Here is a 16,247-nt window from a genome sequence, read left to right on the forward strand (position 1 = left end):
GAAATAACCTAAATCCGGTTTCCTCAGCTGTCCCCTCGGTAACGTCGGCGTTGCTGTTGTTGTTGCTGACGCGACTTGCTATGTGGTTTCCGGGGGCTGTGGTCCGGCTTGTGTTCGTGGACTTGTTGGTGCTGCTGTTTGCGAGAGGCCGGGTGCGATTCGTAGTGCTGGGCAGCAACGCCATCGTATTTTTCAAATTCGTCCCGTGTCATCATGATGCGCTGACCGTCGCGATGAGTGATCACAACTTTTTCGTCAGCGGCTTCTTTGCCCTCGGTGAGGACGTCCCGGATGCGTCCTTGAGATGCGGTTTCTAATGCCGGAAGTGATTGGAAGGTCACCCCGGGAAGGTTAAATTGTTTGCCATCCCGTGTGCTGGCAAAGACTCGGGATCGCTGAAACCCGATGCCTTGGAATTCCTCCCAGGCGATGGTGACATCGGATTTGAAGGCATAGGTAATCGTAATGCCGGTTGCGGTGACGGTTGTTTTTGCGCGTAGAGCCCAGTAGATAAAGGCCAGCGGGAATAGCAACAACCAACCAAGCACAAGGGGAGCCCAGGCGATGCCCATGATCGCAATGCCGATGATGAGTACAGCGGCAATAATGTGGGTGCGCTCTGGGCGGAAACTGGTGCCCTGGGCTGGGTTTTCTGCAACACTCATGGCGACCATGCTACGGGATCAAGGAAAAATCTTTAATTCGTGGATACCTTCAGCGTGGTTTCTGTCGCTGGGGGTGCCAGTGGACCGTGTACCAGTTCGCCGTCGATTTCTATGCTGGAGCCAAGAACACGCACAATCAACAGAGCGATAAACAATAACGACAGGCCCGTTGTTGAAGGGCGGAGGTTGCCATTGAACGACAATAACTTGCCGACGAGCGTGCGCGGGTCCAGTCTGTGGTCGTGCTCAGAGTCTTGTGCGGTTAGCTCGGTGATCTCTTGGCTGTTTTCTTCTGGTGTGGTGGTGCCAAGGGATAGATCCACCCATGGGTTGTTAGCATAAGCACCTGCGGTGTTTTCGGTATATTCCGGTTTCTTTCGTAGGGAAACTTCGCCCTGTAGGTCGCCGTTAATAGTTGGGGCTGAACCGTATTCGCTCCAAAACTCTTCCATTACAGACAGGCGGATGCCGCGCTCAACCATCCATTGCATACCTGCTTCAGTCATAATCATCGCGCGGATATTTACGGTCCAGGGCATTCCAACTACCTGGGGAGGGTTGATGCCGTTGCCGACCGCTGGGTGAATTTCCAAATCGCCCTTGAGGACTTCGGCGATTTCTGGGACTTCGAGTGCGCGCTGCGTTGCTTTTTGGAATCTCTCGACGGCCTCCCAGGGGGTTTTCACTTCGAGCAGCGGGACTGGCATCACGACGACGGCTGAGGACCAGTAGTGCGAATGGTTGATGCAGACGCGGGCGGTGCTGTTTGGGACGATGATGGTCTCTTCATTCAAGGTCCGGATACGGGTGGCGCGCATTGTCACCTGAATGATCGTGCCTTCGACTTCGATTCCGTTGCCTTCAAACTTCACCCAGTCGCCGATGCCATATTGTTTTTCGGACAGAATAAAAAACCCGGCGAGAAAGTCGGCAATAATCGATTGCGCGCCCAAACCTACGGCAGCGGAAGCTGCTGTAGCTGGGATGGTAGCGCCCACGAGAGAGAAGCCTAGTTGCTGCAGGAAAAACACGAACAGCACGAAGTAGGCAATGAGTTGGGCGATATAAATCGCAACACCGGCGACGGCAAGTGATGATTTAGATTCATCAAAATCGGCGATGCGCTGTGACCTGTGTTGTGACCAGCGGTGGGCCAGGCGTCCTGCCCGAGGAACGAGTAGCGCGCCGATGAACAGCAAGGCGAAGTCTACGCCACGTTCGATCGACCAGCGCCAGATCTGTTCCAGCACGAAATCTAGCGTCATGAATCGTATCTTAGACTTCATCGACGGGGTGCTGTGAGCCAGATGGGGGTGAAATCGAGTTTTCTCACATCATTGTGTAATGTAGATCTCGTGATCAACGAAATTCGACTTCAAGTAGTAGTGCCCTAGGGGGCGTGCCCGAACGGGACACACTTGCAGCCGTATTAACGCACGCCTCCGACAGCACCCACCACAGTGCGAATGTCGGGGGCTTTTGTTGTGAGAAGACCGCAATAAAACACCGCAATTTTGCGTCTTCGGCATGATCACCCGAGCGTGAAACATAGAAAATCTTGATGGAATGGAGACCATAACGTGTCGGCCACAAACCAGCCCAGCCCGTCGGTAGCTGCTTCCGGCGCCGGTTCCAAGAGCGCAAGCACGCGCATGATCGGTGCAGAAGCCATCGTGAAAACCTTGGAAGACCTTGGTACAGATATTGCTTTCGGCATTCCTGGCGGTGCGGTGCTCCCGCTATACGATGCGCTGTATAGCTCAGAAAAACTACGTCACGTGCTGGCACGCCACGAACAAGGGGCTGGCCATGCGGCAGAGGGTTATGCGCAAGCAACTGGAAAGGTTGGCGTGATGATCGCAACCTCTGGACCAGGAGCCACGAACCTGGTAACCCCGCTTGCCGACGCTATGTTGGACTCTGTCCCGGTTGTAGCGATTACCGGGCAGGTAGGTTCCAAAATGTTGGGTACTGATGCCTTCCAGGAAGCCGATATTCGTGGCGTCACAATGCCTGTGACCAAGCACAATTTCATGGTTACGCATGTAGAAGAAATCCCAGAAGCGATTGTTTCGGCATTTCACCTGGCGTCGACGGGACGCCCGGGGCCGGTGTTAGTGGATATCCCGAAAGATCTGCAGGTTGCAGAGCTAGATTATATTTTCCCGACGACGGTGGACCTGCCCGGGTATAAGCCAGTAACCAACCCACACCCGCGACAGCTGACTGCTGCAGCTGACTTGATAGCCGCGGCGGATAAACCGGTGTTGTATATCGGCGGTGGTGTGATTAAAGCGGAAGCACACCGTGAATTGCGGGAGTTTGCAGAATACACGGGCATCCCGGTCGTGACCACGCTGATGGGGCTGGGGTCATTCCCGGAATCGCATGAACTGCACATGGGTATGCCGGGCATGCATGGTTCGGTTCCCGCGGTTGCAGCTTTGCAACGTGCCGATTTGCTTATCACGATCGGTGCGCGCTTCGATGACCGGGTTACGGGTGATACCTCTACCTTTGCGCCGGATGCCAAAGTTATCCACGCTGATGTGGATCCAGCGGAGATCGGTAAGATTCGGGCAGTGGATGTTCCGATCGTCGGGGACGCCCGGGAAGTTTTGCTGGGTCTGTTGCGAGCTTTCCAGAACAATTCTTCCCGCGCGGTTCGCGATCTAACTCCGTGGATGACCTACTTGCATGGCTTGCAGGAACGTTTCCCGCGTGGCTACGACGAGCAGGCTGACGGTGCGCTGTCACCACAGTATGTCATTGAGCAACTTTCGCAGGCAGCTGGTCCGGATGCCGTCTATGTCGCGGGCGTCGGACAGCATCAGATGTGGTCTGCGCAGTTTATCGATTTTGAGAAGCCACGCACGTGGCTAAATTCTGGTGGTTTGGGAACCATGGGTTATTCCGTTCCTGCGGCTATGGGGGCAAAAGCCGGTTGTCCAGAAAAGGAAGTCTGGTCTATCGACGGCGATGGTTGTTTCCAAATGACCAACCAGGAGCTCACCACCTGTTTCATGGAGGGGTTCCCGATTAAGGTGGCTCTGATTAACAACGGTAACTTGGGTATGGTGCGCCAGTGGCAGACGCTGTTTTTCAACGAGCACTATTCCAATACCAAATTGAAGAAAGAAAACAGCGACTACGTGCCGGACTTCGTGCAGCTCTCTGAGGCGATGGGCTGCGTCGCGTTACGGGTCACTAAAAAGGAAGAAGTCGCGCCTGCTATTGCGAAAGCACGGGAGATCAACGACCGTCCGGTCGTCATCGATTTCGTCGTTGGGGAGGACGCGCAAGTTTGGCCGATGGTCTCAGCCGGGGCGTCGAACTCGGATATTCAGTACGCGAAAGACTTGCGTCCACTTTTCGACGAAGACAACTCTGCTGGGGAATCCCCAGCGGAAATTCATGAGACCGTGCAAGAGCATCCGGAACAGGAGAAATAACCATGGCTGCATATGAGACGACCCGTCACACGTTGTCTGTCCTAGTCCAGGACGTCGACGGTATTATTTCCCGCGTTGCTCAGCTGTTTACCCGCCGCGGTTATTCCCTCATTTCTCTAGTTTCTGGGCGCACCGAAAAATCTGGTATCAACCGCTTGACCGTGGTTGTTGATGCAGATGATGTCGTAATTGAACAAGTCACGAAGCAGCTGAACAAGCTGATCGAGGTGCTTAAGGTTGTGCGACTGGAAGAATCGCAATCAATTGCGCGGCAGATCATGCTGGTTAAGGTATCTGCGGATGCCTCCAACCGCCCACAGGTAGTGGATGCTGCCAATATTTTCCGGGCTCGGATTGTCGACGTCGCTAAGGAATCCGTTGTCATTGAGGCCACTGGAACTTCGGGCAAGCTCCGCGCATTGTTGGATGTGCTTGAGCCATTTGGGGTTCGTGAACTCGTTATGGGTGGTCGGATCGCGCTGGCTCGTGGCCCGAAGATCATGGCCCCCGGAAAATAATCTCACCTAGTGGCAGATCTGTCTCATAGCGTGATACGCATTGTGGTAGATTACAATCAGGTTAGAAGCTATTTCTAATATAGAATCTATAGAATCCGACAGAAAGGATCTTTCATGGCTATTGAAACTTTTTACGAGGACGACGCGGACCTGTCGATCATTCAGGGTCGCAAGGTAGCCATCATTGGCTACGGTTCTCAGGGGCACGCACACGCTCAAAACCTGCGTGATTCCGGCGTTGAGGTTGTTATCGGACTGCGCGAAAATTCCCGGTCCCGCGCTAAGGCGGAGGAAGCTGGCTTCACCGTCAAGAGCAACGCGGAAGCTTCCGAATGGGCAGATGTCATCATGGTTCTTGCGCCAGATACGGCTCAGAAAGATCTGTATAACAACGAGATCGCACCAAATCTGAAGGATGGCGACGCCGTTCTGTTCGGCCATGGTCTTAACATCCATTTCAAGCTGATTGAGCCTGCCGACAACATCACTATCGGCATGGTTGCACCAAAGGGACCGGGTCACCTAGTTCGTCGCCAGTTTGCAGACGGCAAAGGCGTTCCTTGCTTGATCGCTATTGAGCAGGATCCGAAGAAGGAAGGCCACGACCTGTGCCTGTCTTATGCTTCTGCAATTGGCGGCGCTCGCGCTGGCGTTATCCCAACCACGTTTGAAGCGGAAACCGTCACTGACCTTTTCGGTGAGCAAGCAGTTCTCTGCGGCGGTACTGAGCAGCTGGTTAAGACAGGTTTCGAGGTTTTGGTCGAAGCTGGCTATGAGCCAGAGATGGCTTACTTCGAGTGTCTGCATGAGCTGAAATTGATTGTGGACTTGTTGTTCGAGGGCGGTCTGACCAACATGAACTACTCGGTTTCTGACACCGCTGAGTTCGGTGGCTACCTGTCGGGCCCACGTGTGATCAACGATGACACCAAGCAGCGCATGAAAGATATCCTGAGCGACATTCAGGATGGTACTTTCACCAAGCGCCTGATCGATAACGTGGAAAATGGCAACAAGGAGCTCGAGGATCTACGTAAGGAGACCAACGAGCACCAGATTGAGACCACAGGCGCGAAGCTTCGCGATCTGATGAGCTGGGTGAAAAACCCACTTGATGCCACGGCTTAACCGTAGTTCGGTGGTGGCAGCGGTCATCGTTGCCAGTGGATTGGTGGTCTCTTCGTGTAGTTCGGTGCAGCAAAATTTTGAATCGCGCCCTTTCGAAAAGACCACCTCTGCTGTTCCCACCGCTATTAATCAGGCGCGTTCAGAAAATCTGAACCGGTTCGTTGATGACGCCTATCCGAATAGGGTGCAAGTCATCGCGGAAGACTTCGGTTTGGAAACTGTGCGGGAATTCTTTAGGCAATCACGCACACTGATCGTGGTTGAAAACCGTGACGGGGCAATTGCCCGGGGAGCGTCGATTGGCATAGCACAATATGCTCCAGTGGTGATCTATGACCGGAGCGTGCACGGCGAAATCCGCCAATTAATTGAAGACTTAAGGGTCGAAAGGGTTCTTACCGTCGGTAAAGTGGGGATTGCAGATAGTACAGGTGCGTTCGAAGTGTTCAATGATCCTGGCACCGATCAAGCTCTGGCGGATTTTACAGCGCATAAATTTGAACAAATTGAAGTCAGTGATCCTGCCAATCTCGTACACGCTTTATCCCAGCTGACCCCTGGCGGCAAGCAAGAAGTGGTGGCTACATGGGATCCGTTGGAAACCCGGGAGCACGATCCATTACCCGCGGTTTATGCACAATCGCGCCGCGATAAAGAAATGGCGCCGGTGATGGTGGCTACTAATGAGTCGCCAGCAATTTCGGTAGCTAATGCCACGGCTTTCGGAGCTAAAGTGCGTGTGATGCCAGAGACCGATCTCACGAGTAATTTTGAGTCTTTGGCTATGGTCGCAGGTCTTGCCGACGGGCCATTGATCGCTTTTGGGCGCCAATTTGGAACCTCACGGGAGTTTTCGCACAAAATTCGGGTTGCAGAACTTTCTGCACAGCGAGCAGAAAATACCGCCGCTTCGAAGAGCAAAAATACCAAGTCTTAAGCAGTTACGCTTCACGAATTTTAATCCCGGTGGAGCTCGCACCTCCGCACCAACCTGGTTGTATAATCCAAACCACATCCCAAGTTCATAGCACCTCTATTCAAGCCAATTTTCGCAGGAGAGTATTTCAGTGACCAAGCCGGTGGTTTTAATCGCAGACAAACTAGCGCAGTCCACGGTCGACGCCCTGGGCGATGCCGTCGAAGTTCGTTGGGTTGATGGCCCAAACCGCCAAGAACTGCTGGCTGCAGTTGGCGATGCGAATGCGCTGCTGGTGCGTTCGGCAACGACCGTCGACAAGGAAGTGCTCGAGGCTGCACCAAAGCTCAGCATCGTTGGCCGCGCAGGTGTCGGTTTGGACAATGTTGATATTGATGCAGCTACTGAACGCGGCGTCATGGTTGCAAACGCCCCAACATCAAATATTCATTCTGCGTGTGAACAAGCCATTGCGCTCCTGATGGCTACAGCGCGACAGATTCCGGCAGCTGATAAGACTTTGCGCGACGGCGAATGGAAGCGTTCGTCGTTCAAAGGCGTGGAAATCTTCAATAAAACTATCGGTATCGTTGGATTCGGCCACATTGGCCAGTTGTTTGCACAACGTCTGGCGGCATTCGAAACCGAAATTATCGCCTATGACCCTTACGCGAACCCGGCGCGTGCCGCGCAATTAGGCGTGGAGTTGGTGGAGCTCGATGAGCTCATGTCGCGTTCGGATTTCGTGACCATTCACTTGCCGAAGACCAAAGAAACCGCTGGCATGTTCAACGCCGAGTTGTTGGCAAAGGCGAAGAAGGGCCAGATCATCATCAACGCGGCCCGCGGTGGTTTGGTTGATGAATCGGCATTGGCAGAATCTATTAAATCTGGACACCACCGTGGCGCCGGTTTTGACGTGTATGAATCCGAGCCATGCACTGATTCTCCATTATTTGCCTTGCCAGAAACTGTGGTTTCTCCACACTTGGGTGCGTCCACCGTGGAGGCGCAGGACCGGGCAGGTACTGACGTTGCAGCGTCTGTTCTGAAGGCGCTGCGTGGTGAATTCGTTGCCGATGCCGTCAATGTTTCTGGTGGCCGTGTGGATGAAGAAGTTGCCCTGTGGCTGGAATTATCACGAAAGTTGGGGGTTGCGGCCGCTCGTTTCTTGGATGGTGCCCCAGTTTCCCTGGAGGTAACAGGGTGCGGTGAGCTGTCCACGGAGAAACTAGATGTTTTGGGTCTGTCCGCAGTCCGTGGTCTGTTCAGTGGTGTGACGGATGAAGCGATTACTTTCGTTAATGCTCCACAAGTTGCGCAACAGCGTGGTTTGCAGATCAGCGTGGATAGTCAGAGTGAATCTGCTTACCACCGTTCTTCGCTGCAGGTGAAAGTTGTTGCTTCTAATGGTGATTCGGCCACGGTGGTTGGTGCGTTGACTGGTACAGAACGCATCGAAAAGATTGTACGGATTAATGGCCGCGGTGTAGATATGCGAGCCGAGGGACGTAACTTGTTCTTCCAGTACACTGACGTGCCTGGTGCTTTGGGAGTTGTTGGCACTGAACTGGGCAACGCTGGCATCAACATCGAAGCAGCAGCGTTGACCCAGGCTGCTAAGGGTGACGGCGCTATTTTGATTTTGCGTGTGGAAGCAGAAGTTCCAGCTGATCTGGAGAAGACGATCGCAGACAAGCTGTCTGCAGAATCGTTCCAGCTGGTGTTCTAGAGCTAGTTGGCTAAGTTTTCCTAGGTTTGGCGAGCGGTCTGTCCTTTATTCGGGCAGACCGCTCGCCGTGTTAGGGGCTTGCGTGTATGGTGGCGGGGCTAGTTTTATCGTCCTGGGCTTGTGGCTTTGGCAGGTGTGGGTGGTCGCCATCCAAGGTCTCTGAGGGTTTGTGCAAACTGCTTAATATCGGCTAGCTCTAAGGTGGTCATAGCAGTTGCTCGCAGAATCGCTTGCCCGCGTGCGACGGTTGGGTAGCGGATAGCCGGAATATGAAAGCCGCGGTCTGCTAACTCGGAGGCCAGGCGCACGGCAGAAGATTCAGCACCGACCGGTAGGGGAACGATTGGAGAATAGGCGCTGTCAGAATTAACGCTGTCTGAATCGACGCCGTCGAAAACGCGAATTCCGGTGATTTCCCGTAGCGCGGCAGCACGTTGTTGGAGGCGTACCACTGGGTGTTGCTGTGTCAGTGGCTGTTGAATCACCTCTAGTGCAGCGGAGATAGCCGCGCAGTTTGCTGCGCTGCAGGCGGTTGAATACACGTAGCCGCGTGCTTGGTTACGTAATAATTTTGCTACCGGTGCCGAGCAAGCCACGAAGCCGCCTTCTGCCCCCAGGGCTTTGCTGGCCGTGACAATCAGGATATCGGGGCGGGTGTTGTGCACTTCAGTGCTACCAATCCCGTGCTTACCTACAGTCCCGATTCCGTGTGCATCATCAACCAGCAGCCAGGCGTCGTGGTGAGTGCAGATTTCGCGCAACCTGGCTAGGTCAGCGATATCACCGTCCATGGAAAATACCCCATCACTGACTACTAGTTTGTACCTAGCGGTGCATTCTGCCAGCTGTTGTTCTAATGCTGTGTAGTCGCAGTGTGGGTAAATCGATTTCTTCGTACCGGAAGTTGTGGCTAAGCGAATGCCGTCGATGAGACTGGCATGATTGAGCGAATCCGAAAAGATATGCAGATTCGGGTGTGCCAGCGTTTGCAGAACGGAAAGGTTTGCTTGGTACCCGGTGGCAAACAATACTGCATCTTCGAAGCCGACAAAGTTGGCTAGTTCTCGTTCTATGCGACGATGCCAGGTAGTGGATCCCGTCGTTAAGCGTGATCCACCGGACCCGGTACCGAATTTTTCCAGTGCAGACCTTGCTGCATCGATAACTTCTGGATGGGTAGCAAGGCCTAGGTAATTTGATGATGACAGCAAGATGCGTTCGCTGGGCTGATCATTTAGCTGCGCCCGCGGGGTTTGTGGGCCGGAAAATTCTATGGGGGTGCGCATAAGCCCTTGTTGTTGCCATTTTTCTAGACGCTGGGTGGCGAGCTCGGTGAGGTTCATCCGACGATCACTGCTTGGTTTTCTAAATAGGCTGAAATTTCGGTGAGTGCTTCTTGGTCCGCTCGGCTCACGACAATCACTCGGGTTCCTTGGTCGGTACCAGCCAGCTTCATATTCGCGATGCGATGGTAACGACCTCGTATGCAGACGTATCCGGTGGTGTAGTCCGGGTCGTCGGAGATGCAGACTTCTGCAAGTACGTGTGGGCACGAGGCTACTTTTGCGGCGAGCACGCGGGCTTCGCGTGCGTAGTTTTTGCTGTCTGGTTCGGTTGCGGCAGCAAGATTTAGTGAGCTGCGGTGGTCCATGGTGCTGGCGCGCACCCCGCGTTGCTTATCTGGTTCGACTCGTCGGCCGGTTGCGCTATCTATCACCATCGCTCCACGCAGCCCCGTGACTGTTTGTAGGTAGTGCCAAATGAGTTCGCTGTGCGGGGTTACTTCCGCTAGCAAATCGGTCACCAGTGCGCGAGCCTGGTTCGGGGAAGCGCACGGTAATTCAGAAACGGCGAGTTCTGGCAGGTAGATAATGTCGTCTTTGGCTAATGCGGTGGTGGTGACCACGATGGAATCCGGGCGTCCCTTGGGGTGCCCTAGTGCACGAGCATGCAGGTGTTCGCTGATCTGGCTCACAAAGCCTGCGGGTACTATGCGCTCGGCCCCGGATATATGGGCCCCGGCGCGGCTGGCTCGCATTTTGATGGAATACATGGTCTCCGGCATGAGAGTATTTTAAACCATCATCGGTTCGCTGACTCTGTCGGTGCACAAGCGAATACGTGCGATGAGCTGCACTAAACAGCGTTCAGGTAATGGGGCAGGCCTGCTTAGTGCGCTGGCTATTAGGCTGGGGATATGATTGCAGCTTCACCAGACACGCCAGAGCGTTCGCGCTACCTAGCTATTTTTGATCCGAAGTCTGTCCGCTCGCATGAGGTGTATGCAGCAGATATCTCGGCTGCTGATTTAAACCTTGACATAATTAATGGATCGCTACGCGATGCCGTCGGCATGCTGGGAGAGATTAACCCGAAGCCGGCCGTGCGAAGCCTGCAACCTGCGGCGGTGTTGGTGGCGATAACACCAGAGCAAGAGCCAACAGCAATGACTAAGATTTTCCAGGCTGTGATCCCGAAGCATCTGGGGCTGGTCGATCTGGACCGCGACACGACACTTGCCTATGGCGATGACCTGGTTCGTTACCCTATGACGACGGCGCACTATACCTTGGGCTGGTCGTCGCCAAGCGGGATTGTCGACGTGCTGGAAGAGATTTACCGGCAGCAGAGCACCACTGAATATTCGCGCGCTGACTATGTGAAAATTATTGACCGCAAGCCTGCGCGCACTGTCCATGCCGGAAAGTCTTTGCGCGAAGGGGAACGGGCGCAGAGTGCCTCGGCAGAGGAGAACCAAGAAACGCAGGGGGGTTCGCAGCGGGGCTCGCAGTGGGATACGCAGCACTATATTCAGTGTTTTTATTCTGCTACCTCGGGTTCGGTAGGTACGCAGGGCAACATTATGGCGGATGAGGGTTTCTGGATTGAAGTGCGTAATGGCGCGGCTGAATTACATTTCGGGATTGGAGGATTGGATCTGCATACGGCTACCGCGGTGTTCCGGCGTTGGTTGGATGGTGAGCGGAATTTTCCGGATGTGGGGCAGTGGCAGAAGCTGATTATTTAGCGAGTTGATTGGTGCTGAGCTTCGCTTTGGTGTTTGGGATCACCTGTTCGGGTACGCTATGGGAAAGCGCATTTTTGAGAAAGGATACCACTCTATGAGACTCGCTGTTATTGCTGGCGACGGCATTGGCCCAGAAGTTACTGCAGAGGCATTGAAGGTTTTGCACGCGGTGCGTGACGATGTGGATGTGACCGATTTCCATCTGGGGGCAGACAGATACTTGGAAACTGGAGACACGCTCACTGATGAGGACCTCGCCGCGCTTCGCGAACACGACGCGATTTTGCTCGGTGCTATTGGTGATCCCCGTAAGGTTGCCGCAGGCGTGTTGGAGCGGGCCCTATTGCTCAAACTGCGCTTTGCCTTGGACCATCATGTCAACTTGCGTCCTTCGAAGCTGTATCCGACTTCCTCTTCGCCGTTGGCTAATCCCGGTGAGATTGATTTCGTGGTGGTTCGCGAAGGTACTGAGGGCCTGTATTGCGGCAACGGGGGCGTGCTGCGTGAAGGTACTGCGCACGAGGTGGCCAGCGAGGTTTCGCAAAACACCCGGTATGGCGTCGAGCGTGTCGTCCGCGATGCTTTCGAGCGTGCCAATAATCGCCGCAAACACCTCACCCTGGTGCACAAGACAAATGTGCTGGTCAATGCTGGTGGTTTGTGGATGCGCACGGTACAGGAGGTAGGCCAGGAATTCCCGGATGTCACCGTCGATTACCACCACATTGATGCTGCCACCATCTACATGGTGACCGATCCTGCGCGTTACGACGTCATCGTCACCGATAACCTGTTTGGCGATATTTTGACGGATCTCGCTGGTGCTGTCACCGGCGGCATTGGATTAGCTGCCTCCGGCAATATTGATGCCTCGGGCGCAAACCCGTCCATGTTTGAGCCGGTGCACGGTTCTGCGCCGGATATTGCGGGTACTGGCGTTGCTGATCCCACCGCAGCGATTTTGTCGGTGGCTCTATTGCTGCGCCATCTTGGTGATGAGGATAACGCGGCCAAGATTGAACAAGCGGTGGCCGCCGATATTAGTTCCCGCGGTAACCAGGCTATTTCTACCACCGAGGTGGGCGACCGTATCGCCGCGGCGGTGAATGCATAGGATAGTAACTATGAATTCTCGTTCTCCGTTTTCGAAAGCACATCTGACTGAGTCGGGCACTTCTGCAAAGGCGTTCTCGTCATTGTTGTCCCGTGCAACTCCTTCCCGGGCCAAGAAAGCTGGCGGCCTGAGTGCGGCCGCCGTGATGGCTTGCGCACTGGTTGCGTGTGCTGATGCGGAGGAGGACTCCTCGCCGTTGAGCTCTGCGCATGAGCAAGGGGCTGCCGACGAACCTACGGGGAGTAAGGAATCTGGACCTCCAGTGGCAACTGCCTTATCGGACGGCAACCGTACTGGTGATGTCACCGTTGCTGATTTTTATGATGATTTCTCGACGGTTATCGTTGCTGCTGAGGACGAGGGCGCCCAGCGGACGGCCGCGACTGTTGCTGTAGAAGAAGCAGCCCCGATGATCGCCGTCATGGCTGAGTTTGAAATGGACTTAGTCGATTTTTTCAGTTCACACGATGTCGAAAACATCATCACGGTCGGAAATCCGACAGCCCCGGCTGGCCACGAATGGTCGGATTGGTCGCAAAAAGTCGAAGAGCATGCCGCAAACGGTGCGAGCGAAAGTACTGGTACGACTGCTACTACCGGTGCAGGTGCGCCAGTCGACGCTGTTGACTCTGCGCAACCAATTCAGGAGCCTGCGGCGTTGCCGTGGGCATATGAGGGGCCGCGGATCGCTGGGCTGTTGGATCACTTAGAAGAAAACGGAAATCTGCCGGGCAACTCTGCTAAGAATGCCACTCCGATTTACGTCACTGAGCACACTGCTTTGGCCTCGGTCGCTTCAGTTTTGGCTGCGGGCAATGAGGTGACTGTGCTGGATGCGCCGGATATCCGCGCAACCGCAGAATCGATGGACGCCGCACTCAACGGCGACATCATCACTTTGGGCGCTGCCTTCGGGGACCAGGATTACGTGGATCGCACTGTTGCACTGGCAGCAAATGGCGAACTTCCTGGTGGGGGCGGACTCGTATTCCCCGGCCGTCGAATGATCGCCCTGTATGGACACCCAGCTGGCCCGGCTCTGGGTGTGATGGGCGAAATGCCACCAGAAGAAGCCATTCGCCACGCGCATGAGCTTGTGGATCAGTACCAGCATTTGGATGAGCAACCAGTCATCCCGGCCTTTGAAATCATCGCAACTATTGCGGCTGCACAGCCGGGCCCACACGGCTTGTACACTAACTACACTGATCCGGCGGAGTTGCAACCGTATATCGACGCCGCTATAGAAGACGGTGGCTATGCTTTCTTGGACCTGCAACCCGGCCGCGAAAGCCTACTGGAACAGGCCAAGCACTACGAGGAACTGTTGAAACAGCCCTATGTAGGTCTGGCATTGGACCCGGAGTGGAAGCTAGGCCCTGACGAAGTGCCTCTGCAGCAAGTGGGCCACGTTGACGCCGCAGAAATCAATGAGGTCTCTGAATGGTTGGCAGAGCTAGTCCGCGAGAATAACTTGCCGCAGAAAGGCCTTATGGTGCACCAGTTCCAGCACCAGATGATCCGTAATCGTGAAGCTGTGAACACCAATTACCCCGAGCTTGGTTTCGTGCTGCACGCAGATGGACACGGCCCGCCAGCGGAGAAGTTTGCTACCTGGGATATGGTCCGCAATGATCTTGCCGACGGCTGGTATATGGCGTGGAAGAACTTCATTGATGAGGATAACCCGACCTTCACGCCGGAAGAGACCTACCAGATCAATCCTCGTCCGTGGTTTGTTTCTTACCAGTAATTCGTAATCTGGTTCATGCCAAGAAGTCTGTGTGAAAAGGGCTACTTTTATGTTCGTCTCCAGTAATCTAGGAGCATGAGCGTAGAAGTAGAGGAAGTCACCGGCTTTCTGGCTGAACACGAACCGTTTTCTCACTTGCCGTCAGATGCTCTGACGGCTATTTCGGCTTCTATGACGATGCGCTATATTCGGCGCGGGACCACCGTTATAGAAGCCGGACAGCGTAACGACACCTTGCACGTGATTCGTTCCGGGGCCATGGATGTCTTGGATTCTGAAGGTGGGCTTTTGGACCGCCGCGAACCCGGGTTGAGCTTTGGGTATTCGACTCTGGTAGCAGATCCTGGGGTTGCCGAGTCACGCTATACCACCGTTGCAGTGGAAGACAGCCTGATCTTGGAACTGCCGCGCGAAGCCTTTCAGCGTGCGGCAGCCGAACATCCTGATATCGAACGGTTTTATTCTTTACAAACCAGGCAAATTCGGAGTGCGGCCCAAAATCTTGCCGACGACGCCGCCACCGGTGTTCTACGCACCCCGCTACGTGACGTCATGATCGTGAACCCACAGGCAACCGCGCCTGAAACCAGTATTGCCGCGGCCGCACAGCAAATGCGGGAACAAGCAGTTTCCTCACTGCTGATTACTGCTGACGGAGCCCTGCGCGGCATTGTTACCGATCGCGACATGACCGGCCGCGTGGTTGCGCAGTCACTGGATACTTCCTTGCCGGTTAGCGAAGTGATGACGCGGGACCTGCGTTCCGTCACTCCAGAGACCCTGGCCTTTGAAGCAATGTTGCTGATGGCTGAGCTGAAGATCCACCACTTACCAGTGTTGGAAGAAGGCAAAGTCGTCGGTGTAGTCGCTGGCGCCGATATCGCACGTTTGCTCCGAGTGAACCCCATTTACTTAACCGCAGACTTTTCTCGACGGACTTCCCGCGAGGAACTGCGTGATGCCTATCGTGAGGCTTGCGCAGTGATTGCGCGTTTTCTCGATCGCAGTGGCGATTTTGCGGAAGCAGCGCAGATGATGACTATCGCGGCAGACAGTATTGCCCGCCGGCTATTGGAGCTGGCAGAGGAACAATTCGGAGCGCCACCGGTCCCGTATGCCTTTGTGGTGCTGGGATCGCAGGGAAGACGAGAAATGGGGCTATCCTCTGATCAAGACAATGCGATGGTTTTGTCCAATGATTACGATCCGAACCAACATGGCGAGTACTTTGCCAACCTGGCGCGGTGGGTCTGTGAAGGTTTGGCAGAGGCCGGACAGGCATGGTGCCCTGGCGATATGATGGCGACTAATCCGTTGTGGCGTCAAACAGCCCGGGAGTGGGAAGATACGTTCCACACCTGGATCACCGCGCCGAATGCCGACGCTTTGCTGCACGCTCAAACCTTTTTCGATTTCCGCCCGATTTATGGTGACACCGCGCTTGCCGACGAAGTCCATCGCACAGCGGTGCGCATGGGAGGTGAATCCAAACGACTGCACGCGCACCTGGCAAGCTTGGCGGCGCGCCGGGAACCACCCTTGACTTTCTTCAAAGGTTTGGTGGTGGAACGTTCAGGAGATTATGCGCGGACGCTGAATATCAAAACTGGAGGCACCTACAGCATCGTGCAGATGGCTCGGTTGTATGCAATCGCTTCCGGGGTCGATGCTGTTGATACCGCTACGCGGTTAGAACTCTCTGCCGGGGCTGGTGTATCCAAGGAAGGCGCGCGTGATCTTGCTGATGCTTTTTATTTCTTGCGCACACTCACCTTGCGCCATCAGGCCCGTAAGTTACGGCACGGTGAACAACCGGATTATCACGTTGATCCGAAGCGGCTATCAAAGATGGATCGGGAGCATTTGCGTGATTCTTTCCAAGTGATCAAGCGGATGCAATCTGCATTGGGTAATAAGTATCCCGTGCGTAGCATTTCTTAA

The 16,247-nt window shown here is 54.6% G+C and carries 13 protein-coding genes; 9 read left to right on the forward strand and 4 right to left on the reverse strand.

Annotation, left to right across the window (positions count from 1 at the left end):
• Positions 1-23: 23 nt before the first annotated feature.
• Both L9H78_RS04480 and L9H78_RS04485 read right to left on the reverse strand, forming a co-directional pair.
• Positions 24-665: a PH domain-containing protein gene (locus tag L9H78_RS04480; RefSeq protein WP_249618643.1), complete on the reverse strand. Its 642-nt coding sequence runs from the start codon at positions 663-665 to the stop codon at positions 24-26.
• Between the two features lie 32 nt (positions 666-697).
• Positions 698-1,930: a mechanosensitive ion channel family protein gene (locus tag L9H78_RS04485; protein ID WP_249618644.1), complete on the reverse strand. Its 1,233-nt coding sequence runs from the start codon at positions 1,928-1,930 to the stop codon at positions 698-700.
• 315 nt (positions 1,931-2,245) lie between these two features.
• On the opposite strand from L9H78_RS04485, the gene L9H78_RS04490 reads away from it, so the two are divergent.
• The 5 genes from L9H78_RS04490 (at position 2,246) to serA (ending at position 8,411) form a co-directional block, all read left to right on the forward strand.
• Positions 2,246-4,117, forward strand: coding sequence for an acetolactate synthase large subunit (locus tag L9H78_RS04490; protein ID WP_249620606.1), 1,872 nt, complete (start codon positions 2,246-2,248; stop codon positions 4,115-4,117).
• Between the two features lie 2 nt (positions 4,118-4,119).
• On the forward strand, positions 4,120-4,635 hold the full coding sequence (gene ilvN / locus L9H78_RS04495; RefSeq protein WP_021352355.1) for an acetolactate synthase small subunit: 516 nt from the start codon (positions 4,120-4,122) through the stop codon (positions 4,633-4,635).
• Between the two features lie 114 nt (positions 4,636-4,749).
• Complete coding sequence (gene ilvC / locus L9H78_RS04500) at positions 4,750-5,763, forward strand: ketol-acid reductoisomerase (protein ID WP_021352354.1); 1,014 nt, start codon at positions 4,750-4,752, stop codon at positions 5,761-5,763.
• The gene (locus L9H78_RS04505; RefSeq protein WP_249620607.1) at positions 5,750-6,700 is read left to right on the forward strand and encodes a hypothetical protein; all 951 of its coding nucleotides are present in this window, start codon (positions 5,750-5,752) and stop codon (positions 6,698-6,700) included. The genes ilvC and L9H78_RS04505 overlap by 14 nt, the downstream gene beginning before the upstream one ends.
• Before the next feature lie 130 nt (positions 6,701-6,830).
• Positions 6,831-8,411 (forward strand): phosphoglycerate dehydrogenase, encoded by a 1,581-nt coding sequence (gene serA / locus L9H78_RS04510; protein WP_249620608.1) that lies wholly within the window; start codon positions 6,831-6,833, stop codon positions 8,409-8,411.
• Positions 8,412-8,515: 104 nt separating this feature from the next.
• Here the strand turns inward: serA and L9H78_RS04515 are convergent, their stop codons facing one another.
• Both L9H78_RS04515 and L9H78_RS04520 read right to left on the reverse strand, forming a co-directional pair.
• Entirely contained in the window at positions 8,516-9,754 is a 1,239-nt protein-coding gene (locus tag L9H78_RS04515; RefSeq protein ID WP_249620609.1) for an aminotransferase class I/II-fold pyridoxal phosphate-dependent enzyme, read from the reverse strand.
• Complete coding sequence (locus tag L9H78_RS04520) at positions 9,751-10,476, reverse strand: 6-carboxyhexanoate--CoA ligase (RefSeq protein ID WP_249620610.1); 726 nt, start codon at positions 10,474-10,476, stop codon at positions 9,751-9,753. Before L9H78_RS04520 ends, L9H78_RS04515 begins: the two co-directional genes overlap by 4 nt.
• Positions 10,477-10,608: 132 nt before the next feature.
• Between L9H78_RS04520 and L9H78_RS04525 the strand changes: the two genes are divergently transcribed.
• The 4 genes from L9H78_RS04525 (at position 10,609) to L9H78_RS04540 (ending at position 16,247) form a co-directional block, all read left to right on the forward strand.
• Positions 10,609-11,439: a hypothetical protein gene (locus tag L9H78_RS04525; RefSeq protein ID WP_249620611.1), complete on the forward strand. Its 831-nt coding sequence runs from the start codon at positions 10,609-10,611 to the stop codon at positions 11,437-11,439.
• Between the two features lie 94 nt (positions 11,440-11,533).
• Positions 11,534-12,553: a 3-isopropylmalate dehydrogenase gene (locus L9H78_RS04530; RefSeq protein ID WP_249620612.1), complete on the forward strand. Its 1,020-nt coding sequence runs from the start codon at positions 11,534-11,536 to the stop codon at positions 12,551-12,553.
• 10 nt (positions 12,554-12,563) lie between these two features.
• On the forward strand, positions 12,564-14,306 hold the full coding sequence (locus tag L9H78_RS04535; protein ID WP_249620613.1) for a cell wall-binding repeat-containing protein: 1,743 nt from the start codon (positions 12,564-12,566) through the stop codon (positions 14,304-14,306).
• Between the two features lie 75 nt (positions 14,307-14,381).
• Positions 14,382-16,247 carry a DUF294 nucleotidyltransferase-like domain-containing protein gene (locus L9H78_RS04540; RefSeq protein WP_249620614.1) on the forward strand — a complete coding sequence of 622 codons (1,866 nt, stop codon included), beginning with the start codon at positions 14,382-14,384 and terminating at the stop codon, positions 16,245-16,247.

This window comes from Corynebacterium pseudodiphtheriticum (genome assembly GCF_023509295.1).
GTDB lineage: Bacteria > Actinomycetota > Actinomycetes > Mycobacteriales > Mycobacteriaceae > Corynebacterium > Corynebacterium pseudodiphtheriticum.

What these genes read in the sequence shown, in the direction of transcription:
- L9H78_RS04480 (WP_249618643.1), bottom strand. Translation starts at nt 665, where the DNA reads ATGAGTGTTGCAGAAAACCCAGCCCAGGGCACCAGTTTCCGCCCAGAG.
- L9H78_RS04485 (WP_249618644.1), bottom strand. Translation starts at nt 1,930, where the DNA reads ATGACGCTAGATTTCGTGCTGGAACAGATCTGGCGCTGGTCGATCGAA.
- ilvN (WP_021352355.1), top strand. Translation starts at nt 4,120, where the DNA reads ATGGCTGCATATGAGACGACCCGTCACACGTTGTCTGTCCTAGTCCAG.
- ilvC (WP_021352354.1), top strand. Translation starts at nt 4,750, where the DNA reads ATGGCTATTGAAACTTTTTACGAGGACGACGCGGACCTGTCGATCATT.
- L9H78_RS04505 (WP_249620607.1), top strand. Translation starts at nt 5,750, where the DNA reads ATGCCACGGCTTAACCGTAGTTCGGTGGTGGCAGCGGTCATCGTTGCC.
- L9H78_RS04515 (WP_249620609.1), bottom strand. Translation starts at nt 9,754, where the DNA reads ATGAACCTCACCGAGCTCGCCACCCAGCGTCTAGAAAAATGGCAACAA.
- L9H78_RS04520 (WP_249620610.1), bottom strand. Translation starts at nt 10,476, where the DNA reads ATGCCGGAGACCATGTATTCCATCAAAATGCGAGCCAGCCGCGCCGGG.
- L9H78_RS04525 (WP_249620611.1), top strand. Translation starts at nt 10,609, where the DNA reads ATGATTGCAGCTTCACCAGACACGCCAGAGCGTTCGCGCTACCTAGCT.
- L9H78_RS04530 (WP_249620612.1), top strand. Translation starts at nt 11,534, where the DNA reads ATGAGACTCGCTGTTATTGCTGGCGACGGCATTGGCCCAGAAGTTACT.
- L9H78_RS04535 (WP_249620613.1), top strand. Translation starts at nt 12,564, where the DNA reads ATGAATTCTCGTTCTCCGTTTTCGAAAGCACATCTGACTGAGTCGGGC.
- L9H78_RS04540 (WP_249620614.1), top strand. Translation starts at nt 14,382, where the DNA reads ATGAGCGTAGAAGTAGAGGAAGTCACCGGCTTTCTGGCTGAACACGAA.